This is a genomic window from Biformimicrobium ophioploci, assembly GCF_030270605.1.
GTDB classification, from domain to species: Bacteria; Pseudomonadota; Gammaproteobacteria; order Pseudomonadales; family Cellvibrionaceae; genus Biformimicrobium; species Biformimicrobium ophioploci.
Genome location: NZ_BSYJ01000001.1, coordinates 771,558 through 792,260 on the forward strand (window position 1 = coordinate 771,558; position 20,703 = coordinate 792,260).

The 20,703-nt window shown below is 58.2% G+C and carries 20 protein-coding genes; 15 read left to right on the forward strand and 5 right to left on the reverse strand.

Going from position 1 to position 20,703, the window contains the following annotated elements; all coding sequences use genetic code 11:
* The first annotated feature begins 8 nt into the window (after window positions 1-8).
* The 3 genes from QSJ80_RS03405 to QSJ80_RS03415 all read left to right on the forward strand — a co-directional run bounded on the left by QSJ80_RS03405 (window position 9) and on the right by QSJ80_RS03415 (window position 1,534).
* On the forward strand, window positions 9-692 hold the full coding sequence (locus QSJ80_RS03405) for a hypothetical protein (protein WP_285762859.1): 684 nt from the start codon (window positions 9-11) through the stop codon (window positions 690-692).
* 75 nt (window positions 693-767) lie between these two features.
* Window positions 768-1,013 carry a DUF6482 family protein gene (locus QSJ80_RS03410; protein ID WP_285762860.1) on the forward strand — a complete coding sequence of 82 codons (246 nt, stop codon included), beginning with the start codon at window positions 768-770 and terminating at the stop codon, window positions 1,011-1,013.
* Complete coding sequence (locus tag QSJ80_RS03415; protein WP_285762861.1) at window positions 1,007-1,534, forward strand: lysozyme inhibitor LprI family protein; 528 nt, start codon at window positions 1,007-1,009, stop codon at window positions 1,532-1,534. The genes QSJ80_RS03410 and QSJ80_RS03415 overlap by 7 nt, the downstream gene beginning before the upstream one ends.
* 19 nt (window positions 1,535-1,553) lie before the next feature.
* Here the strand turns inward: QSJ80_RS03415 and QSJ80_RS03420 are convergent, their stop codons facing one another.
* Together QSJ80_RS03420 and QSJ80_RS03425 are read right to left on the reverse strand one after the other, a co-directional pair.
* Window positions 1,554-3,365 (reverse strand): DUF885 domain-containing protein, encoded by a 1,812-nt coding sequence (locus tag QSJ80_RS03420; protein ID WP_285762862.1) that lies wholly within the window; start codon window positions 3,363-3,365, stop codon window positions 1,554-1,556.
* Between the two features lie 42 nt (window positions 3,366-3,407).
* Window positions 3,408-3,584 carry a hypothetical protein gene (locus QSJ80_RS03425; protein WP_285762863.1) on the reverse strand — a complete coding sequence of 59 codons (177 nt, stop codon included), beginning with the start codon at window positions 3,582-3,584 and terminating at the stop codon, window positions 3,408-3,410.
* A gap of 280 nt (window positions 3,585-3,864) precedes the next feature.
* Between QSJ80_RS03425 and QSJ80_RS03430 the strand changes: the two genes are divergently transcribed.
* Complete coding sequence (locus tag QSJ80_RS03430; protein WP_285762864.1) at window positions 3,865-5,949, forward strand: toll/interleukin-1 receptor domain-containing protein; 2,085 nt, start codon at window positions 3,865-3,867, stop codon at window positions 5,947-5,949.
* Window positions 5,950-5,960: 11 nt separating this feature from the next.
* On the forward strand, window positions 5,961-6,533 hold the full coding sequence (locus tag QSJ80_RS03435) for a hypothetical protein (protein ID WP_285762865.1): 573 nt from the start codon (window positions 5,961-5,963) through the stop codon (window positions 6,531-6,533).
* Window positions 6,534-6,636: 103 nt separating this feature from the next.
* Here QSJ80_RS03435 and moeA read toward each other — a convergent pair whose 3' ends face one another.
* Both moeA and narL read right to left on the reverse strand, forming a co-directional pair.
* On the reverse strand, window positions 6,637-7,881 hold the full coding sequence (moeA, locus tag QSJ80_RS03440) for a molybdopterin molybdotransferase MoeA (RefSeq protein ID WP_285762895.1): 1,245 nt from the start codon (window positions 7,879-7,881) through the stop codon (window positions 6,637-6,639).
* A gap of 67 nt (window positions 7,882-7,948) precedes the next feature.
* Entirely contained in the window at window positions 7,949-8,602 is a 654-nt protein-coding gene (gene narL, locus QSJ80_RS03445; protein WP_285762866.1) for a two-component system response regulator NarL, read from the reverse strand.
* A gap of 190 nt (window positions 8,603-8,792) precedes the next feature.
* Between narL and QSJ80_RS03450 the strand changes: the two genes are divergently transcribed.
* The 3 genes from QSJ80_RS03450 (at window position 8,793) to trhP (ending at window position 13,061) form a co-directional block, all read left to right on the forward strand.
* On the forward strand, window positions 8,793-10,406 hold the full coding sequence (locus QSJ80_RS03450; protein WP_285762867.1) for an MFS transporter: 1,614 nt from the start codon (window positions 8,793-8,795) through the stop codon (window positions 10,404-10,406).
* 96 nt (window positions 10,407-10,502) lie between these two features.
* Entirely contained in the window at window positions 10,503-11,675 is a 1,173-nt protein-coding gene (locus tag QSJ80_RS03455; protein ID WP_285762868.1) for an NnrS family protein, read from the forward strand.
* Between the two features lie 81 nt (window positions 11,676-11,756).
* Window positions 11,757-13,061, forward strand: a complete 1,305-nt coding sequence (gene trhP, locus QSJ80_RS03460; RefSeq protein WP_285762869.1) for a prephenate-dependent tRNA uridine(34) hydroxylase TrhP — start codon at window positions 11,757-11,759, stop codon at window positions 13,059-13,061.
* Between the two features lie 4 nt (window positions 13,062-13,065).
* Here trhP and hppD read toward each other — a convergent pair whose 3' ends face one another.
* Window positions 13,066-14,109 carry a 4-hydroxyphenylpyruvate dioxygenase gene (gene hppD, locus QSJ80_RS03465; protein ID WP_285762870.1) on the reverse strand — a complete coding sequence of 348 codons (1,044 nt, stop codon included), beginning with the start codon at window positions 14,107-14,109 and terminating at the stop codon, window positions 13,066-13,068.
* A gap of 316 nt (window positions 14,110-14,425) precedes the next feature.
* On the opposite strand from hppD, the gene QSJ80_RS03470 reads away from it, so the two are divergent.
* From QSJ80_RS03470 to QSJ80_RS03500, 7 genes are all read left to right on the forward strand, one after another.
* Entirely contained in the window at window positions 14,426-15,055 is a 630-nt protein-coding gene (locus tag QSJ80_RS03470; protein WP_285762871.1) for a c-type cytochrome, read from the forward strand.
* Window positions 15,056-15,129: 74 nt separating this feature from the next.
* Window positions 15,130-16,374, forward strand: coding sequence for a cytochrome-c peroxidase (locus QSJ80_RS03475; protein WP_285762872.1), 1,245 nt, complete (start codon window positions 15,130-15,132; stop codon window positions 16,372-16,374).
* Between the two features lie 90 nt (window positions 16,375-16,464).
* A complete protein-coding gene (locus QSJ80_RS03480; protein WP_285762873.1) occupies window positions 16,465-18,051 on the forward strand; it encodes a parallel beta-helix domain-containing protein in 1,587 nt (528 codons plus the stop codon).
* Between the two features lie 192 nt (window positions 18,052-18,243).
* Window positions 18,244-18,495 (forward strand): hypothetical protein, encoded by a 252-nt coding sequence (locus QSJ80_RS03485; RefSeq protein WP_285762874.1) that lies wholly within the window; start codon window positions 18,244-18,246, stop codon window positions 18,493-18,495.
* A 367-nt stretch (window positions 18,496-18,862) separates the two neighbouring features.
* Entirely contained in the window at window positions 18,863-19,117 is a 255-nt protein-coding gene (locus QSJ80_RS03490; protein WP_285762875.1) for a hypothetical protein, read from the forward strand.
* Window positions 19,118-19,764: 647 nt separating this feature from the next.
* Window positions 19,765-20,229: a hypothetical protein gene (locus tag QSJ80_RS03495; RefSeq protein WP_285762876.1), complete on the forward strand. Its 465-nt coding sequence runs from the start codon at window positions 19,765-19,767 to the stop codon at window positions 20,227-20,229.
* 128 nt (window positions 20,230-20,357) lie between these two features.
* Window positions 20,358-20,703 (forward strand): hypothetical protein (locus QSJ80_RS03500; protein WP_285762877.1); only part of this gene is annotated, 346 nt, incomplete at its 3' end.

Consider the following 20,703-nt stretch of genomic DNA (forward strand, 5'->3'; position numbering starts at 1 on the left):
ACGGCGGCATGGCACAAGTTGCACCGTGGCTGGCGATGCTGGGATTCGGTGCCTTCCACGGGCTGAATCCCGGCATGGGCTGGCTGTTCGCACTCTCACTGGGTTTGCAGCAGCGCAGCGAAAAAGTGATCTGGCTATCCCTGTTGCCCATCGCTGCGGGGCACGCGCTGGCCATCGCTCTGGCGGCGGTACTGGTGTTGCTCGGGCTGCGATTTATTTCCCTGGGGCAGCTGCAATGGCTGACCGCGTTCGCCCTGTTCCTGTTCGGCCTGTACAAGCTCTTCAACTTCTACCGTCACCCCCGCTGGGTGGGGATGAAAGTCGGCATGGGCGACCTGTTCCTGTGGTCATTCCTGATGGCTACGGCACATGGTGCCGGCCTGATGGTGATGCCCGCGCTGCTTCGCATGGCAGAGCAGCAGGGTATGGCGCAAGACCTGGACCTGGATATCGTACAGCACCCGGGCGCGCATGCGGATCACGCCTTGGCTGCGGGCGGTGCCCTGTGGCTGGGGGTGGGCGTGCATACACTGGCGATGGTCGCGGTCATGGGGGTGACGGCCTGGCTGGTTTATCGCAAGTTTGGCCTGGCGATATTACGCAGCCGCTGGATCAACTTCGACCTGATTTGGGCCATAGCGCTGATGATTGCGGCAGCGGCTGCATTTCTGGCGGCGATGGGGGTCGTTTAGGTGCATTTCCGTTTTCCCGCATACACCCTAAGCTGAATGCAGACCCTGAGGGAGGGTCCGGCCGTGGGAGGAAATATGAACCTACAAATCAGGTCCCTTGAGGGAAATATTTATCTTGTCGAGACGGTCGATGATACGGGAACCCGCCTGCTGACGGACCGTCAGCATCGCCCGGTCAAATTCCACTGTCTCGATGAAATTCGCCAGCACTTTCACTCCGCGCAGATCGACGAGGTCTGGCTGGAGCAGCAGACCCCCTATGAGGAAATGTGCGGACTCGGGGAAGACAAAAGCCTGCTGCGCATGAAGCTGAAATGGTAACAGCACGGGGACTGCGCGCGATCCTGCCGGCTGCACTGCTTTTGTTCGCTGCCGGTTGCAGCAACGCCGATCCACAGACCGCAAAAACGCTGCCCCCGGACGAAACGCGGGGTGCCGGTATGCACCCCGGCTGGGACGTCGATGGAGATGGCATCAACGACTGTGAAAAAGACGGCAGTTGCGACCACACCGTAGATTACTCCAGGCCGCGAGAGCGCAGTGTCATCGCGGTTACCCCTTCGTTCCCCTGCACGCCCAGGTTACAAAGCAGTATTGAGCAGATGATCTGCCTGGATACCGGCCTTGCTGCGCTGGATCGTGAACTTGCAGAGGTTTTCCAGAAGGCACTGGAAAAGACTGTGGATGAGAACGAACAGAAGTACCTGCGCGCGGAACAGCGCGGCTGGATCAAGGGTCGCAACGATTGCTGGAAGAGCGAAGACCGGCGCCGCTGCGCCGAGGAAAGCTATCGCCGGCGCATTGCGGAGCTGAATGACCGCTACCAGCTCGGTAACGGTTAACAGGTTACGAATAGCGCCGTTATTTCTTTTTGTTTTTCGGGTCTGCGATCTGCAGTTTCTGTCGTGCTACGAAGGCATCCATCTGTGCTTCCAGCAGTGACAGTGGCAGGGCGCCGTTACCCAGCAGCGCATCGTGGAAGGCGCGGATGTCAAAATCGTCTCCCAGTGCCGCCTCTGCTTCCGCGCGCAGTTCGCGGATCTTGATCTCCCCCATCTTGTAGGACAGTGCCTGGCCCGGCCAGGAAATATAACGATCAACTTCCGCGCGTACATTACCCTCGGACAGCGAGGTGTTGTCGGCAAGGAAGTCCAGCGCCTGCTCGCGACTCCAGCCCTGCGAGTGCACACCGGTATCGATCACCAGGCGGCAGGCGCGCCACATTTCATAGCTCAGGCGGCCGAAGTGCTCATAGGGCGTTTTATAGATGCCCATCTCGATGCCGAGGCGCTCCGAGTAAAGGCCCCAGCCTTCGCCATAGGCGCTCAGGTACAGCTGTTTTCGGAACTCCGGCACATTCTCCAGTTCCTGCGACAGCGCGTTCTGGTGGTGGTGGCCAGGCACACCTTCGTGCAGGGTCAGTGCGGGCAGTTCGTATAGCGGGCGCTGGTCGAGCGCATAGGTGTTGAGCCAGTAGGCCCCGCCGCGGGTACCGCCGATGGCAGCACTGTTGTAGGACGCCGTGGTGTAGTTGGGCGCAATCTCATCCGGGACTGGCACTATGCCGTAGGGCATGCGCGGCAGGTGGCCAAAAAACTCCGGCATTACATAGTCGATCTGCTTGGCCACATAGGCCGCTTCCTTGAGTAGCTCCTCTGCAGTCTTTGCATAGAACTGCGGGTCCGTACGCAGGAATTTGGTAAACGCCTTGAAGTCACCCTTGAAGCCGGACTCCTTGATCAACGCATCCATTTCCGCACGGATGCGCTTGACCTCCGCCAGGCCGATCTTGTGGATCTCTGCCGGGTCCATATCGAGTGTCACATACTGTTTGATCTCGTGGCGGTAGTAGTCCTTGCCGCCCGGCAACTGTTCTGCACCGAGGCTGTCGGTCGCGGCCGTCAGATAATCGCCTTCAAAGAAATCGGCGAACTCCCGGAACGCCGGGATCACGGCCTCACCGATCACTTTTTTGCCGGCGGCCTGCAGGCGCTGCTGTTCCGCCTCAGGCATAGTGGCTGGCAGTGCTTCAAAGGGCTCGTACAGGCTGCTTTTGGTGGGGTCTGAATAGACCTGTGCGCGCACCGTGGGGGCAATGCCCTGCACCACGATTTTTGGTAACACGAAGCCGTCCTCTACGCCACGGCGCATATTGGCAATGTTCTCGCGAAAGTATCGCGGGATCTCTCCCAGCCTTTTCAGGTAGTCCTCGTAATCGCTGACCTTGCGCATGGCAAGGCCTTTACTGGCATTCAGCGCAAGGCTGTGGAACCCGTAAAAGGTATTGAGCGGGATGCGCTCGAGGCCGAGTTTGTCGCCCTCGATGGAGTTTTCCAGCACCCAGCCGAACAGGTCGTAATTGACCTGTTGCGTGTCGTCCAGCTCACTGCGTTCAATGCCCTCAAGGCGCTGCAGGAAGGTCTGCTCCGCGCGCAGGCGACGCTGGATGTCGGCGGGGGCGGCGGCCGGCAGTCGATGGTTGTATCCCGGCACACCCATGCGGCCCGCAGTCGTCGGGTTCTCCTCCAGGTAGTACTGCCAGTGGTCGTCGATCAGTGCCTGCAGCTGTGTGCTGGCGTTTTCGCTGGCTAAAGCGTTGGATATTTGGCTGGAAAGAGTCACCAGGAGCAGGCAAAGCAGTGCCGTGCCCCGGAACAGGCGTTGGATAGGCATGATGAATCTTCTTTTTCTAAAGGGTCGCGGATGCGGGATCAATCAGTTCTGTTCGTGTTCGCGCGGCGGGTGCACGCAGGCCCGTGGGCCAAACAGGGGCTTCTGGTCCTTGTCCAGGTCCCACTTGAATTCCTTGTGGCAGTCAGCGCAGACCTTGCGACCGATGCTGATGAGCAGCACCAGGCTACCGCGACATTCAGGACAGGTTCTCTTGATCATGGTGGGCCCCCGGATTTCCAAACCCCTAAATTACCCTGTTGGCGGAATTTCGCAAGCTGCGCACAGAAATATGCGGTGAAACCCGCCCTGTATTGATCTGTAAGTTTGCCCTGTTCGCACGCCCAGTTTGTTAGTTTGTACAAGGTTGAATGGGCCGACTTAACAGTTTTGTCGCCTTAATTTACGTTGCTTGAGGAGGCGCTGAAATTTACTGGTTACATCCGGCTTATTGCAATAAGCTGATAGCTCAAATCACTTGTCGGGTTGCCGGACTTCAAGCATGGAGCAGCAAGAAAGTCCCCGGCGGTATCGGGCCTTTATCAGTTACAGTCATCACGATGTGCGTGCAGCGAAGTGGTTGCAACGCGCACTCGAATCCTATCGCGTGCCGAAATACCTGGTCGGGCGCAAAACAGCCAGGGGGCAGATTCCCGCGCGCCTGGGAAAGATATTTCTGGATCGCTCAGATCTGTCTGTGGCGGCGGATCTCGAGCAGCAACTTGACCAGCAACTCGGTCAGGCGCAAAGCCTGATCGTGGTTTGTTCTCCCGGCGCGGCAAAGTCGCGTTGGGTACAGGAAGAGATTCTCTACTTCCGCCGTCTGCACGGTGAAAACGCGCCCATTTTTGCCCTGATTATCGATGGCGAGCCATTCGCCGCAGCTTCCTCGCAGCCGGAACTGGAATGCCTCCCGGCTGCCTTGCGATTCAGGCTGGATGCCAACGGACAGTTGTCGGACCAGCCGGCAGAGCCCCTGGCGGCTGACCTGCGCACGCAGGGTGATGGCAAAAGAATGGCCCTGCTAAAGCTGGTGGCGGCCATGCTGGGCCTGCAGCTGGACGAGCTGGTACGCCGTGACCATCAGTTGCGTGTGCGCAACCTGAGGGTTCTGAGTGCGGCTGCCATGTTGGCGGTAGTGGTGCTGAGCAGCCTTTCCTATGCGGCGATCAAGGCCAGGAACCTGGCCGAGCAACAACGTCATGCGGCAGAGGGCCTGGTGAACCTGATGCTGACGGATTTACGGGAAAAGCTTGAACCTATCGGGCGCCTGGACGTGCTCGACGTTGTTGGCGAAGGAATACTCGAATACTACGCCGCTCAGGATGATGCATCGCTGCAGGACGATGCGCTTGGGCGCCAGGCCAGCGCCATGCATATGCTGGGGCAGATGCGTCAGGAGGCTGGCGATGTGGACCAGGCCATCCAGCTGTTCGCCATGGCTGCGCAAAAAACGGGGGAGATGTTGAAGCGCGCTCCGGATGACCCTCAGCGCATCTACGATCATGCGCAAAGTGTTTTCTGGGTTGGCTATCCGGATTATGAAAGAGGGGATTACGAAAAAGCGCGGCACTGGTTCGATCAGTATCTGGCACTTGCCAGGCAACTGGTCACGGCTGATCCGGACAATGTCAGTTGGCAACTGGAATTGTCCTATGCGCTGGCCGCGCAGGCCGTTCTGTATTTTGAGTACCGAAAACTGGAAAACAGCCTGGCCCTGTTCGAGGAGGCTGCGGGTCTGCTCGCGGCCATGCCTGACAACCAGGAAGCCCGACAGGAGCGGATCAATAATCTTGGCTGGATCGCCAGTGTGCAGCTAGCGCGCGGTCAATATAGCAGGGCAATAGCGGCTCGACTAAAACAGTTCGATGCGATCGAGCAATGGCGTGAGGAAGAGCCAAAACGCGATGACCTGAGAAGAGATCTGCTGACGACAGAGCATCAGCTTGCGGGACTTTACCATCTGGTTGGTGAGGCAGAGCTAGGGGATCGTTTTTACCGTCGGGCCATGAATACCGCGAGGCAGCTCACACAACAGGATCCGGATAACAAGGAATACCGGGCGCAGGTCTATAAGGTGCGGCTAGAGCGGATACTGTTTTCTGGAAAAGGACTCTCGGATGGGGCAGCGTTATTGGGTGACATTCGCACTTTGGCCAATGCTCTGCCCGATAATAATGAAGTGCAGGTACTTCGTTGGTGGGCTGAATTGAGATTGATGTTGCTAGCTGGCCGTGGAATTGCGGACTATCGAGAGCGGGAGACGGCTGGTGAGATTCTGAACTGGGTCGCTGATCGCCAAGAGGTCCGGCCTGGAGGCTATGTAGCGGCGCTCAGAGTGTTGGCAAATCTGGTTATGGCCGCGGACCCTGCTGCAGACCCGCAGCAAAAACTTGCATATCTAAAAGAGAGTCAGAAGGCGCTGGAGTCTATTGCAGATCCTGCCCGGTATGCGTTGCAGTGCTCGAGTGAAACCGGAGCGGTTTTCCTGGCAAAGGCGCGCCTTGGGCTGGAGTCGATTGAGCAAAGGATCGAGCGTTGTTTGGGGGTAGTACATGGAGATGTAGAAATGGCGAAAGAAAACTAAAGGAGATAAGTATGAGTACTCTGGATATTGAAAAAATGGAAGAATCCTCCGCGGTTGAGGGAGGCGATGCGTTAGGCAAGACTAAAAACAAGGTGTTTAAAATCAAGATCGGTCCAGCGGACCGGGGCGCAGAATGTAATGTGAAGTTTGAGGCGGATACCGGGCACTGTAGGGAGTTTCCGGGAACCATCAAAACCAATGGCGCGATCGACATTAACAACTCCGAGGCCGATAAAACCATTACCCTGGAATTCCGTCTTGCTGAGAGTGTCTATGAAGGGTATGAATTCAACAGTCAGTCCTTCAGCTTCTACTTTGATCCTGTTGCCAGCGAGGCGGACGCTAGCCTGAATCAATTCGGTGATCCGGTATGTGATTCTTCCTGGCAGGCCGGAGTCGGAAAGCCGGATCAGGGCGAATTTGCGTTCGAAAAGACCAAAGATGACGGACGTACCCTGATCGTGAAAGATAAGAATAACCCTGGCACCTGGCAGTACACGCTTACCTTGTTCAAGAAGGGCAACCCTGAGGAGTCGGTGCTAATTGATCCGCCCATCAGGAATTCAAGTAAAATGTCATACTGACGATTGAACTAAGCGCGATAAATAAATGCTGTCTTTAATTCGCGCAAAGCCCGCTCAGCTTGCTGTGGCGCAGGTGAGTGGGCTCTAGTTTTTCCAGTCAATCTCAGGCCAGCGGCGCCCTGAGTGGCTCGATGGTGACGGTATCACCGGCATCGGCATTGCCGCTGTCACGGGCGAGTACGATAAAGCAGTTGGCGGCGGCAAGCCCCGTGAGGATGTGGCTGCCCTGCGCGCCCACCGGCTCCACCACCAGCTCGCCTCTACCGTCTTCCTGTACAAAGCGGAAAATACCGCGCTGGAAATCGGTGCGGCCCGGCTTTTTCTTTAGAGGCTTTAGCAGTTTCGCCTGCATGGTGGCGGGGCCGTTCCAGCTGCTGCCGCACATGACTGTCAGTGCCGGCAGTACCAGCTGGTAAAAGGTGACCAGTGCCGAAACCGGGTTACCGGGCAGGCCGAAGAAGGGCGTGCCCTGGATGCGGCCGAAGGCAAATGGCTTGCCGGGCTTCATGGCCACTTTCCAGAAGCCGATCTCGCCCTGTGCTTCCAGCACCTCGCGCGTGTAATCCGCTTCGCCCACGGAAACACCGCCGGAGGTGATGACGGCATCCGCTTCGCGGGCCGCCTTTTGCAGGGCGCGGGTAATAGCATCGCGGTTGTCCGGGAGAATACCCAGGTCGAGGGTTTCCAGGTCCAGTTCCTGCAGCGCAGCTTTCAGTGCGACACGGTTGCTGTCGTAGATATCCCCCTCGGCAAGGGGTTCGCCGGGTTGGCGCAGCTCGTCACCGGTGGAAAACAGGGCGATGCAGGGCCGGCGCTTTACGGTGACTGTGCCGATGCCGGCGGCCGCCAGCAGGGCGATATGCGCCACGCTGATGTGCGTGCCCGCCTCCAGCAGGGTCTGCCCTTCGGCGACATCCTCGCCGCGGCGGCGGACATGGTCGCCCGCCCGCACCTCGGTGCGGAGGTGGATGGATTCTGCCTCGGCCTGCACATTTTCCTGCATGACCACGGTGTCTGCACCGGCCGGCATGGCGGCGCCGGTCATGATGCGCACGCAGGTGCCGGGATTGACCACGCCCTCAAAAGGGGCGCCGGCAAAGGACTTGCCGATCAGTTCCAGTGGCTGGCCGGCCGCCGCATCCGCAAAGCGCAGCGCGTAACCGTCCATGGCGGAGTTGTCGCAGGGCGGCAGGTTGACCGCGGAGATGACCGGCTCGGCCAGTACCCGGCCGGCGGCGTTGGTGAGTGGCACCGTTTGGGTGCCGGCGACAGGCTGCAGGGCTTCGAGTAGCCTGGCCCTGGCCGTTTCAATCGGCATCAGGCCCGGTTGGCTGCAGCAATCGACCATCTTGTTCACCTCATTCCTCTCTTCACCAGCTGTTGTGTGCCGGCGTATCTGGTCCGCGTTCTAGTGCTCAGTGTGATTCCGGTCGCTTCTGGTTGACCATCCACACGGCAGCTTCGACCCGCGAACGCATGCCAAGTTTCTTCAGCAGGTGCTTTACGTGCACTTTTACTGTGGCGTCACTGATATCCAGCTCGCGCGCGATCAGCTTGTTGCTGAGACCGTCCGCGATCAGCTGCAAAATCTGATATTCGCGGCTGGTCAGGGTGGACAGCGTATCGGCGCCGGAGTTGTCCGGCTTGCGCAGGGCGGAGGCCAGGATTTCGGTCAGGCGCTGGCTGATGGCGAGCTTGCCGTGGGTGGCTTCCATGACCTGGTCGAGGATGTCCTCGGGTTCCATGTCCTTCAGCAGGTAGCCATCGGCACCGGCGCGGATACAGGACACCACATCGGCATTATTGTCGGAAACGGTCAGCATGACGATGCGCGAAGTCACATCGGCGGCGCGCATCGCGCGCAGGGTATCGAGCCCGTCCATGCCGCGCATGTTCAGGTCCAGCAGGATCACGTCCGGCTCATGCTGTTTGGCCAGGTCCAGCGCTTCCTCGCCACTGCTGGCCTCGGCCACCAGCTCCAGCCCCGGTTCCATGGCGAACAGCTGCTTGAGCCCCTTGCGGAACAGCGGGTGGTCATCAACCATCATGACGGTTGCGGCTTGGGACATAGGGATACCTGTGGGATTTGTACTATTTCTGAGCAGCGACTTTACCATAGCGGCCCCGTCCTGCGACTACCCCCAAAGGGGTAAGTTCGGTGCGATCGGGGCAAAGTGGTTACTTACTGATGGTAATTGAGCGCGGGACAGGCGCGGCCCATAGTGGCATCACGAATCAATTCCATCAGGAGTGGCCACCGTGTCTGACATATATGAATGGAACCCGGAGGACAGCAAATTCTGGCAGTCCAGGGGCAAAAAAGTAGCAAACCGCAATCTGTGGATTTCCATTCCCAGCCTGCTGTGCGGCTTCGCCGTATGGCTCTACTGGGGCATCATCACCGTACAAATGCTGAACCTCGGGTTCCCGTTTGCCAAGGCGGACCTGTTCACGCTGATGGCGATCGCGGGCCTCACGGGCGCGACGCTGCGTATCCCGAGTAGCTTTTTTATCCGCCTGTTCGGCGGCCGTAACACGGTGGTGTTCACCACTGCGTTGCTGATGATCCCGGCGCTGGGTGCGGGCATTGCGCTGCAGAACAAGGAAACCCCGCTGTGGGTATTCCAGCTGCTGGCGCTGCTGTCTGGTATCGGTGGCGGTAACTTCGCCTCTTCCATGTCCAATATCAGCTTCTTCTTCCCGAAAGAGAAGCAGGGCCTGGCGCTGGGCCTGAATGCGGGCCTGGGTAACTTCGGCGTGACCACCATGCAGATCCTGGTGCCTCTGTTCATGACGTTCGGCGCTTTCGGTGCCATGGGTGGCGACCCCATGACCCTGGTGAGCGGTTCCGGCTCCCTGATCGGCAAGGTACCTGCGGGTTCCGACGCCTGGATCCAGAACGCCGGTTTCGTCTGGCTGCTGTTCCTGGTACCGCTGGCGTTTATCGGCTGGTTCGGCATGAACAACCTGCGCACTGACGAAGTCACCCCGGATGTGGGCAGCGCGCTGGGCGCCATGACCAAGATGACCATGATGCTGGGTATTGGCATGATCACTGCGATCACCGGCCTGTGGCTGATGCTGCCGGAAGCGGCCAATGGCTCTGGCTGGGGTGTGCCCAAGGAAATCGTACTGGTGCTGGTGATCGCCGCTACCGTGTTCGGCCTCAAGCTGCTGCCGGGCGAGATCAAGATCAGCCTCAACCGCCAGTACCGTATCTTTAACAACAAGCACACCTGGGTGATGAGTGTCATCTACACCATGACCTTCGGTAGCTTCATCGGCTTCGCGGCGGCCTTCCCGCTGGCCATCAAGGTGATCTTCGGTTACAGCCACGTGATGGTGGACGGCGTCATGACCCATGACACCATCAACACCAACGGCCCGAGCGCCCTCATGTACGCCTGGATGGGTCCGTTCATCGGCGCCCTGATCCGCCCGGTGGGTGGCTGGATCTCCGATCGCATTGGCGGTGCCCTGGTGACCCAGGTGTGTGCGGTCATCATGGTAGCGAGCGCCCTGGGTGTGGCCTACTACATGAAAGCGGCCTACGCTTCTGCCACCCCGGAAGAGTTCTTCGTGCCCTTCTTCCTGCTGTTCCTGGTGCTGTTCGCCGCGACTGGTATCGGCAACGGTTCTACCTTCCGTACCATCGCCATGGTGTTCCCGAAGGAGCAGGCGGGCCCGGTACTTGGTTGGACTTCTGCGGTAGCGGCCTACGGTGCCTTCTACATCCCGAAGGTATTCGGTGAGCAGATCAAGGCCACCACGCCGGAATACGCATTGGCTGGCTTCGCCATCTTCTACGCGGTGTGCCTGGTGATCAACTACTGGTACTACCTGCGCAAGAACGGCGAATTCTACAATCCTTAATACGGTTTCACTCGCGATACATCGCAACGTTTCGGGGAGGCTCAGCCTCCCCTTTTTTGGTTCAGGTTACCGGCCAGCACTGAGAGGTTTTGGGAAATGATGCAGATTGTCGACCGCAGCAAGGAAGAGGCTATCGCGCCCATCTGGCGCATGCCGTTCCGGCCGTTTTTCTGGGGCGCCGCCGCCTGGAGCTTACTGGCGCTGATACTGTGGCAGGCGCAGCTGTCCGGCTGGGTTGCGCCGGCATTTTCCGATTGGGTGCGCGGCGGGATCACCTGGCACGCGCACGAGATGCTGTTCGCCTTTGCCGCTACCGTAGTGGTGGGTTTCCTCGGCACCGCCATCCAGACCTGGACCGGTGTGCCGTCGCCCAAGGGCTGGCCCCTGATCGGACTGGTGGGCCTGTGGCTCGCGGCGCGGCTCGGCTACCTGTTTGCCGCTGTGCCACTGTGGTTGCCGCTCAGCGCGGAAGCAATTTTCTTCCTCACCGCTGCGCTACTGTTTGGCCGGCGCATATTGCTGGTGAAGCAGTGGCGCAACCTATTCGTGCTGCCGGCCATGCTGGCGTTTGCCGCACTGGCGCTGTGCCACTGGCTGCTGCCGGCATATCAGGCGCGGGTGGCGCTGCTGGCACTGCTGCTGGTGGTGGCGATCATCCTGGTGGTCGGTGGCCGCGTGATTCCGTTTTTCACCGCGCGCCGCCTGCAGTTGCCACAGCGCGACAAGTGGGCGCTGCTGGAAATTGGCGGCCATGTGCTGATGGTGGTGCTGTTGCTGGCGGTGGCGCTGAACCTGCCGCAAACCCTGTGGGCGTGGCTGGCGCTGGCACTGGGGGTGCTGCAGCTGGTGCGCATGCTGCGCTGGCACCCGACCCGTATCTGGGTGGAGCCACTACTGTGGTCGCTGCACATCAGTTACTGGTTGCTGGTGCTGGGCTTCTTTATTGCTGCGCTGGCCTGGAGCGGGCTGGCACCGGCATGGCACAGCGCCGCGCTGCACGCGTTTGCGGTGGGCGGCATCGGCGGCCTGATCCTGGCCATGATCAGCCGCGTCAGTCTCGGCCATACCGGCCGCCAGCTGCAGGCGCCCGGGCTGATGCCGCTGGCGTTTGCGGCGCTGGCATTGTCGGCACTGGCGCGTATCTTCTGGGCTCCCGCACCGGCGGGCTTTGTCGCCGCGGTTGCGGGCTGGGTGCTGGGTTACGGTCTGTTCCTGGTTTATTACACCCCGGTACTGTTCCGCGCGCGGGTCGACGGGCAGGGCGGATAACAGGCATGGATGACCGGCGCGTCGACCCTAGGGTTGAAACATGGGATTGAGCTACACCATTGATGTACAGGTAACCACAAAGTGACTGAACTGCTATCCCCGGCCGGGACCCTCAAGAGCATGCGTTACGCCTTCGCCTACGGCGCCGATGCCGTTTACGTGGGCCAGCCGCGCTACAGCCTGCGGGTGCGCAACAACGAGTTCAACAAGCCGGAAAACCTGGCCGCCGCCATCGACGAGGCGCACGCGCTGGGCAAGAAGGTGTATGTGGCCAGCAATGTGGCGCCGCACAACGACAAGCTGCGCTCCTATATCCGCGATATGGAACCCATTGTCGCCATGCACCCGGACGCGCTGATCATGTCGGACCCGGGCCTGATTATGCTGGTGCGCGAGCAGTTCCCGGACATGCCGGTGCACCTGTCGGTGCAGGCCAATGCGGTCAACTGGGCCACGGTGAAGTTCTGGCAGCAGCAGGGCCTCGAGCGGGTGATCCTGTCGCGCGAGCTGTCCCTCGACGAGATCGAGGAGATTCGCCAGCGCGTGCCGGAGATGGAGCTGGAGGTGTTTGTGCACGGCGCGCTGTGCATGGCCTATTCCGGCCGCTGCCTGCTATCGGGCTATATCAACCACCGTGACTCCAACCAGGGCGCCTGCACCAATGCCTGTCGCTGGGAGTACAACGCCCACGAGGCCGTGGAAACCGAAACCGGCGACCTGGTGCCGGTACAGCAGGTGGACCCGGCCACCGATGCGCCGGAGCCGATGCTGCTGCAGGAGAAGAGCCGCCCCGGCGAGCTGATCCCGGTGTACGAGGACGAGCACGGCACCTACATCATGAACTCCAAGGACCTGCGCGCGGTTCAGCATGTACAGCGGCTGGTGCAGATGGGCGTCCACTCGCTCAAGATCGAGGGGCGCACCAAGAGCCACTACTATGTGGCGCGCACCGCCCAGGTGTACCGCCGGGCGATCGACGACGCGCTGGCCGGGCGCGAATTCAACTTCGAGCTGATGGACAACCTGGAGCACCTGGCCAACCGCGGCTACACGGAGGGCTTCTATCGCCGCCATGTGCCGAGCGAATTCCAGAATTACGAGAAGGGGGTGTCCAGCAATCCCAACCAGCAGTTTGTGGGGGAAGCGCTGGAGATTGGCGATGGCTGGATGACCATCGATGTGAAGAACCGCTTCGAGCTGGGTGATCAGCTGGAGCTGATCACCCCGTCCGGCAACCACCTGTTCCGCCTCGACCTGCTGCAGGACCGCGACGGCCAGGCAATTGAGGCGGCGCCGGGTTCCGGCCATGTGGTGCGCGTGCCGCTGCCGGTGGATGTGCCGGAATCGGCGCGCGGCTATACCATGCTGATGCGCTACATAAATTGAGGGCCTAAATTACCCCGCGGCGCTCTTGATCCCGCTCGATGGATTCGAACAGGGCCTGGAAGTTGCCCTCGCCGAAGCCGAGGTCGTCCTCGCGCTGGATCATTTCTATAAAGATGGGGCCAAACAGGTTCTTGGTGAAGATCTGTAGCAGGTAGGAGCCTTCGGACTGGCTGTCGGCCAGGATCTGGTGCTGGCGGATCTTGTCGCGGTCCTCGCGCACCCAGGGCACCCGCTTGAATACCTGGTCATAGTAGTCGTCGTGGATGTCCAGGGTCTCGATGCCGCTGCCATCGAGGGCATCGCAGGAGGCCACCAGGTCGTTGGTGAGGAATGCCAGGTGCTGCACGCCGGGGCCATTGTACTCGTTCAGGTACTCGTCGATCTGGTTGTTGTTGTCGTCCTTGCCCTCGTTGATGGGGATGCAGAAGCTGCCATCTGGCGAGCGCAGCGCAAACGATACCAGCGCGGTCTTGCGCCCCTTGATATCGAAGTAGCGCACCTCCTCGAAGCCAAACACGGACTTATAGAACTCGGCCCACTTGTGCATGGTGCCCTTGTAGACATTGTTGGTGAGGTGGTCGATGGCGATAAAGCCTTTGTCCCGCACCAGCACCGGATCCTCCAGGGACTCGAAATCGGTTTGCCAGATATTGTCGGTGTCGCTGAAGCGGTCGATAAAGTAGATGAGGCTGTCGCCGATGCCGTAGATGGCCGGATACGGCAGGTCACAATCCAGCGGGGCGGCCGGGGTGGCGCCGCGGCGCACGGCCTCGCTGAGGGCGAATTCGGCATCGTCCACGCGCCAGCCCATGGAGCAGATGGCGGGCCCGTGGGTCTCGGTGAAGGCGGCAGAGAAGCCGCGTCGCTCGCGGTTGAGCAGGAAGTGGATGCCGTTCTGGCGGTAGTGGACGATGTCCTTGCCTTTTAGCTTCCGGGTCATGGAAAACCCGAAACCGGTGAATACGCGGTGCATGTTGCCGATGGCGGGCTCGGCAAATTCGGTGAACTCGATGCCGCGCATACGCAGCGGGTTTTTGCTTTCCGTCATGGCCTGGTTCCCTCTGTTATCTCTCTAGGACTGCCGGAGCCTGAGTCTAAGAAACACTGGCAGCTGCCGAGTGCCATGCGCTGACAGTTTTCGGGTGTTTTACCCTGACGGATTTCGAAATCGAGGCCCACTGGCTAATCCGTGACCTACCTGTGGGGGTGGTTATTTGCTATCCTGAGCCTCAATGAATTGCACGAATGTACCGATTTGTGTGACCCGGCAGGCCCGGATAGTACTGAGCAGTACCGACACATGACTGCCCTACTGACCCGTGACCGAGCGAGTGAAAGGAATGCCAATGCGCCAGAACAACCTGATGAAAAGAAGCGGAACCCTGAAGACCCTGCTGATGGCGCCATTGCTGGCGCTGGCCGCTATGGCCCAGGCTGGCGATGCCGATGCGGGCAAGGCCCTGTACGCCACCTGCGCAGCCTGTCACGGCCAGGCCGGAGAGGGAATCGCCGCCATGAATGCGCCCGCGCTGGCGGGTCAGTCACAGGCCTATATCGCGCGCCAGCTGTACAACTTCCGCAACGGCGTGCGCGGCGGCAGTGGCGACATGCTCGGCATGCAGATGGTGCCGATGGCGAAGATGCTGGCGGATGACGCCGCGGTGGAGAATGTAGCCGCCTATATCGCCACTTTCCCGGTCGCCAAGCCGGCCGCCACGGTAGAAGGTGACCCGGTTGCCGGTAACAAGTCCTACCAGAGCTACTGTGGCGCCTGTCACGGCAGCAACGGCCAGGGCAACGATGCGCTCAACGCACCGCGTCTCGTCGGTCTCGGGGATGCCTACCTGATCCGCCAGTACCAGAATTTCAGCAAGGGCATCCGCGGCAACCACCCGGATGACAAGTTCGGCAAGCAGATGAAGGCCATGTCGAACGTACTCAACGACCAGCAGCTCAAGGATGTCGCCGCTTACCTGAACAGCAAGTCCGAGTAGCGCGTTTCTTGATAGAAGAACGGCCTTCAACAGGAAGGCCTGTTCCCCGGACCGCCAACAAGAATAACGACACGATGTACCTGAAAAAACTGATCCTGAAGACCGGCCTGATGGCCGGCCTGGTGCTGGGCGCCTCCTTTGTCCAGGCCGCGCCGGCCCAGTCCTCCGTTGCCAAGCCCATCGAACTGGCGAACGACTGTCCGCCCGGGTTCGAGCTGACCCGCTACAACCAGTGCAAGCTGCGCACCCTCTATGACGGCTACAAGTCGCTGGAGGACCGCGGTGTGGGCGGTCTCAAAACGGCGCTGCCAACGGTGCGCGACGGCTTCAGCCCGCAGCAGATCGACCTGGGCCGCTACCTTTTTTTCGACCCGCTGTTGTCCGGTGACAACAGCCTGTCCTGCGCCAGCTGCCACCACCCGGAGCTGGGTTTTGCCGATGGCCGCGCCACCAGCATTGGCATCGGCGGCGCCGAGGTGCCGCGCGCCGCACCGACCCTGTGGAATGTGGGCTTCCTGAAGAAGCTGTTCTGGGATGCGCGCTCGGACAACCTCGAGCAACAGATGGAAGGGCCGTTGTACTCCGATGTGGAGATGGGCAGCAACCCGGGCCAGCTACTGACCGATATTGGCGGCAATGCCGAGTACCGGCGCCTGTTCGGCAAAGCCTTCCCCAAGCATGAAGGCCAGCCGACTCTGGACCAGATCTATACCGCGATCGCTGCGTTTGAGTCGTCGCTGGTGTCGCTGAACAGCCGCTATGACCAGTACGCACACGGTTACCAGGACGCCCTGAACGCCAATGAAAAGGAAGGCCTGAATATCTTCCGCTCCTTCGTGGCGCGCTGCGCCGAGTGCCACACGCCGCCGCTGTTCACCAACCAGCAGGTGGCGGTGATCGGTGTGAACGAGCCGGAAGGGCGCAAGTTCGACCCGGGTGCCGGTGCCATCTTCGACAACCCGACCTGGCATGGCGGCTTCAAGGTGCCGTCGCTGCGCAACATCGTCAAGACCGCGCCCTATATGCATTCGGGCACCTTCGACAACCTGCGCGATGCCACCGAGTTCTATACCCTGGGGCGTGGCCATGCGCTGCCGGAGGAAGAGAAGAAGCGCATGATCCTGCACTGGCATATCTGGGAGCCGAACCTGACCGACGAGGAAATCGATCGGCTGGTGGACTTCATGGGCACCCTGACTGACGAGCTTTTCACGCCGCGTATTCCGGAGCGAGTGCCGTCGGGTCTCGCGCCAGTTGGCGTGTTACCGGAGCCGCTGCAGAAAACGCGCGAGGCGGGACAAAAGCAGGCACGTAACTGACTGCATCTTTAAGATTTGTACAAAAACCCAAAAACAATACAAAATAATTCAGTTAAAAATTACCGAGACCAAAAATAACAGGGACACAAAATGGCCAACAAACTCTTTACTGCCGTAGCGGCCGTGGGCCTGCTGGCAGCAGGCGCCTATATCGGCAACAAGGTGGGGCAGGACAACAGCCACGTTATCGTCAATGACGCCGAGCGCTTCAGCAGCGAGTCTTCCACCGAGGCGCTGTCCAGCAACGCGCGCTTTGACAGCTCCGTGGGGGCCAGCGGCAGCGGCCAGGTCTGGGAAGTGAAGGACGGCGACTCCATCCAGAAGGTCGTGTCCGAAGCCGCAGCCGGTGATGTGATCAAGGTCTACCCCGGTACCTACTCCGAGACGGTGTATATCGACAAGGACGATATCCAGCTGAGCGGCGTGATCGTGGATGGCCAGTGGCCGGTGATGGAAGGTCTCAAGAAGCTGAACGACGCGATCCTGTATTCCGGTAACAACATCACCGTCGAGAACTTCCGCATCCAGCACTACAAGGGCAATGCGGTCATGGGACAGGCGGGCAACAACTTCCTGATCCGCAACAACCATGTGATCGACACCGGTGTGTACGGCATCTTCCCGCAGCTCGGCAAGAACGGCCTGATCTCCCACAACATCCTCAGCGGCATCGAGGATGCGGCTATCTATGTGGGTATGTGTGACAACATCCACGTGTCCCACAACGAAGTGTTCGACAGCGTGGCCGGTATCGAGATCGAGAACACCCGCGACTCCATCGTTGAGAACAACTACGTGCACGACAACACCGGCGGCGTGCTGGTGTTCATCACCCCGGGCCTGCCGATCAAGGACACCGTCAACACCATCGTGCGCAACAACTTCATTGTGAACAACAACACCGCCAACTTCGGTGCTGAAGGTTCCATCGTTGCAGGTGTACCGGCCGGTACTGGTATCCTCAACATGGCGGGCGACAAGACCACCATCGAAGGCAACATCATCAGCGGCAACAAGAACATCGGTATCCTGATCACCGATCACCACAATGCGCCGAACCTGAGCCTGGACCCGGAATCCGAGCCGCACTCCGATGAAGTGGCCATCCTGAACAACTTCATGTTCGACAACGGCACCGACCCGATCCCGGAAATCAAGGCCCTCAAGGCGCTGTCCCTGATGAATGGCCCGGTGGATATCCTGAACATTGGCAAGAGCAGCAACAGCTGTATCCTCGACCGCGGTCAGTACCCCACCGTGGGCCTCGATGACTACGGTACCTGTGGCTTCACCGACACCGCGGAAGTGAAAACTTTCCTGCTGGACGAGCCTGCGCCTAAGCGCGAGATCGCTGCCGCGGACATGGGCAAGGCTGCCTACTACGGCGTCTGCGCCGGCTGCCACGCCTACAATGTGCGCATGATTGGCCCACCAACCCAGATCATCCAGGCGCTGTACATGGACAACCCGGGAGGCATTGTCGAGTACATCACCAACCCGACCAAGAAGCGCGAAGACTACCCGGAAATGCCGCCACAGAACTACCTCTCCGAGGAAGTACGTCGTGCCGCAGCGGAGTACATGCTCAGCGTGAAGAAGGTCTGGGTGAATTCCGAAAACGAAGAAAAAATGAAGAAGGACATGGCCAAGGCCGAGGAGCTGGAAGCCCAGGGTTAAGCCCTGAGTTAAGTCCAGACTGTTCCCTTCAGGAAGCCCGGCAATGCCGGGCTTTTTTTGTACGCTGGATTTGGTCTGGATGCATCCGAACAGGCACCGAAAAGCGTCAATACAGGGCCAATGGGTTGTTATGGCAGATGCCAGGCCGGAGTACACTCGTGGCTTATACAAGAATGCGTTAATGGAGATACCATGAAAGAATCATCCCTTGCCCGCCTTGCCATCGCGATGACTGCGGTTGCCGCACTGTCCGGCTGTGTGGCCGGAAACGAAGTGAAGATGGAGCAGGTGCGCAATACCACCATAGGCCAGGAATTGATCGATCTGGAGCGGGCCAAGGAACAGGGCCTGCTATCCGATGTGGAGTATTACCAGCTAAAGGAAGAAATCCTCAAGGGTGGCCCGGTGCACGTTACCATCAATGGTCATCACGTAGATTCCTGATCCCCCGGCGTCATCGGTCGAGCCTGGCCGATGGCGCAATATTAGCCTTCCTTTCGAGCCCCGCAGCTTCCCTTGTTTTTTCCTGCTCGAATTTCACCCAATCTGTGTTTTCAGGCCCCCCATTGGCCATGGGATAGGGTAGTATTTGACGTGTTTTTACGTGCCAGCAACCCACGCCTTGCGTGTAAGTTGTTGTAATCAATTAAAAATCCGGAAAAGCGTAAAATCAGCGTCGGACTTTTCGATCACACCGACGTCTTTGATTGCGTCGTTCCGATCGGGTTAATCACGTCGCGCCGACGCACATGATCGCGTCACCGTGACACTGAATAAGCTGTTATGCGTCACCAATTTTGAAGGTTGTTTTATGGATTCTGAATTTGAATTAAATGTGTCAGCTCTATCAAAGTCCATTGTCAAAGATGGAAAGACCGTAAAAGCTGAAATTTACGGTGATGGTGAGGGACAATGGATCTTGGAGCTGGTAGATGAGCAGGGCAATTCTACCGTCTGGGATGAGCAGTTCCTCACAGAACAAGATGCCTTAAATGAGGCTCTAGACGCAGTAGAGCAAGAAGGCATTGATTGTTTCATTGGTCCAGTTTCCGTGAGCAGTGTGTAATTCTGGCTGCAACGCATAACAAATGAATGAAGAGCGACGCCTAAACCTTTGCTTCACTTTTGTGTTGCTCGCTAGGCTCGCAAATTAACACAAAAGTGGCGCGTCGGTGCGGCGCCCCTTATCCAGGCGTTATGCTCTTTTAGGAAAATGAACATTTTCAAAAAGATAAAGAATTTTCTAAATAAGAGAAAAAACGCTCCGTGTATCATTGCTGCTGATGAGGTTGGAATTCGGTTCCTCCAAGATAATTCCACTATCGGAAAGTTTCAGTGGGATGAATGCAGTAAGATCGTCACATATAAAGATGATCTTCTAACAACAGATTTGATTTGCTTAGAATTTGAACTGTCAAACGGCACAGTCTATCTCGCGCATGAAGAGCAACCTGGTTTTGAAGATCTCATTAGTGCACTAAGTACAGCATTTCCAGGAATTGACGGGAATTGGTACGTGGAGGTAATGACGCCCGCTTTTGAGAGAAATTACCGAGTTTTGCATCCAGAGCATAACAAATGAATGAAGGGCGACGCCTAAACCTTTGCTTCACTTTTGTGTTGCTCGCAGGCTCGCAAATTAACACAAAAGTGGCGCGCCGGTGCGGCGCCCCTTATCCAGGCGTTATGCGTTTTGATATTGGAGTAAGCATCATGAAAATTTTCGTAGTTTTATTGGCCATTTTTAGTGTGGGGTGTAGTGCAACCTATCGGGTTCCGGAGTCCGGCGCAGATACAGCGGAGATTACATTCAAAGAGGGAACTAAGATTCCATTTGGTTCTTCGGTCGCAAATTTTTACCTTCCTCGCAATCTAAAATGCGGAGAAAATTTCATGATCGCGGAGAAATTTAGGGGTAGCTCTACGCAGGAAATTCAATCCGGAGAGCCTTTTATAATTCATAGTTTTTCAATTGGGCCAACCTGGTCGCCACTCTTTCCGCCAAAAAACTGCAGTGGTGTTATTCGGTTCGTGCCAGAAAAAGACAAGAAGTACGAGCTCACCCTGAATTTTGAGGAGCCTAAGTGCAATATGGAGCTTTTAGAGGTTCTTGGTCAGGAGGCCCGTGAGCCTGTTGATTTTGAGGAGCTGCCAAACTGTGAAGATGGCAACGCATAACAAATGGCTGCAGCCGACTCCATAAGCTTTGCTTCGCTTTTGTGATGTTCGCTGCGCTCACATTTTTACGCAAAAGCTCGTCGCCGCTATGTCGCGCTGAGCCAGGCGTTATGTGAATTCACGTACTGATGTTTAATTTTTTTGAAACAGCTGTAATGCTGGTTTTGCTTTTTAGCGGATACTGGTTAATTTCTTATCCGGTGTTGAGCAAATTTGGGGTTAGGGAGTCTCTAGTAAGTAGATCTGTTGCATTTGGCAGCAGTTTATTTTTAATACAATTTATCGTTGGGGCGGCCTTCAGTCTTATTGGTCTTGGGCTTATGGGACTTTTCGCCGGTCTATACGCTTCCTACGTTTATGTAGGGAAGGTGCTAAACATCAGCCCACTATCAAGAGTTTTGGTTAGTTTATTACTGCCTATTGTGGGAGGCATAATCAGCGGTGCTGCTTTATTGACCTTTTTTGAGCTTCACA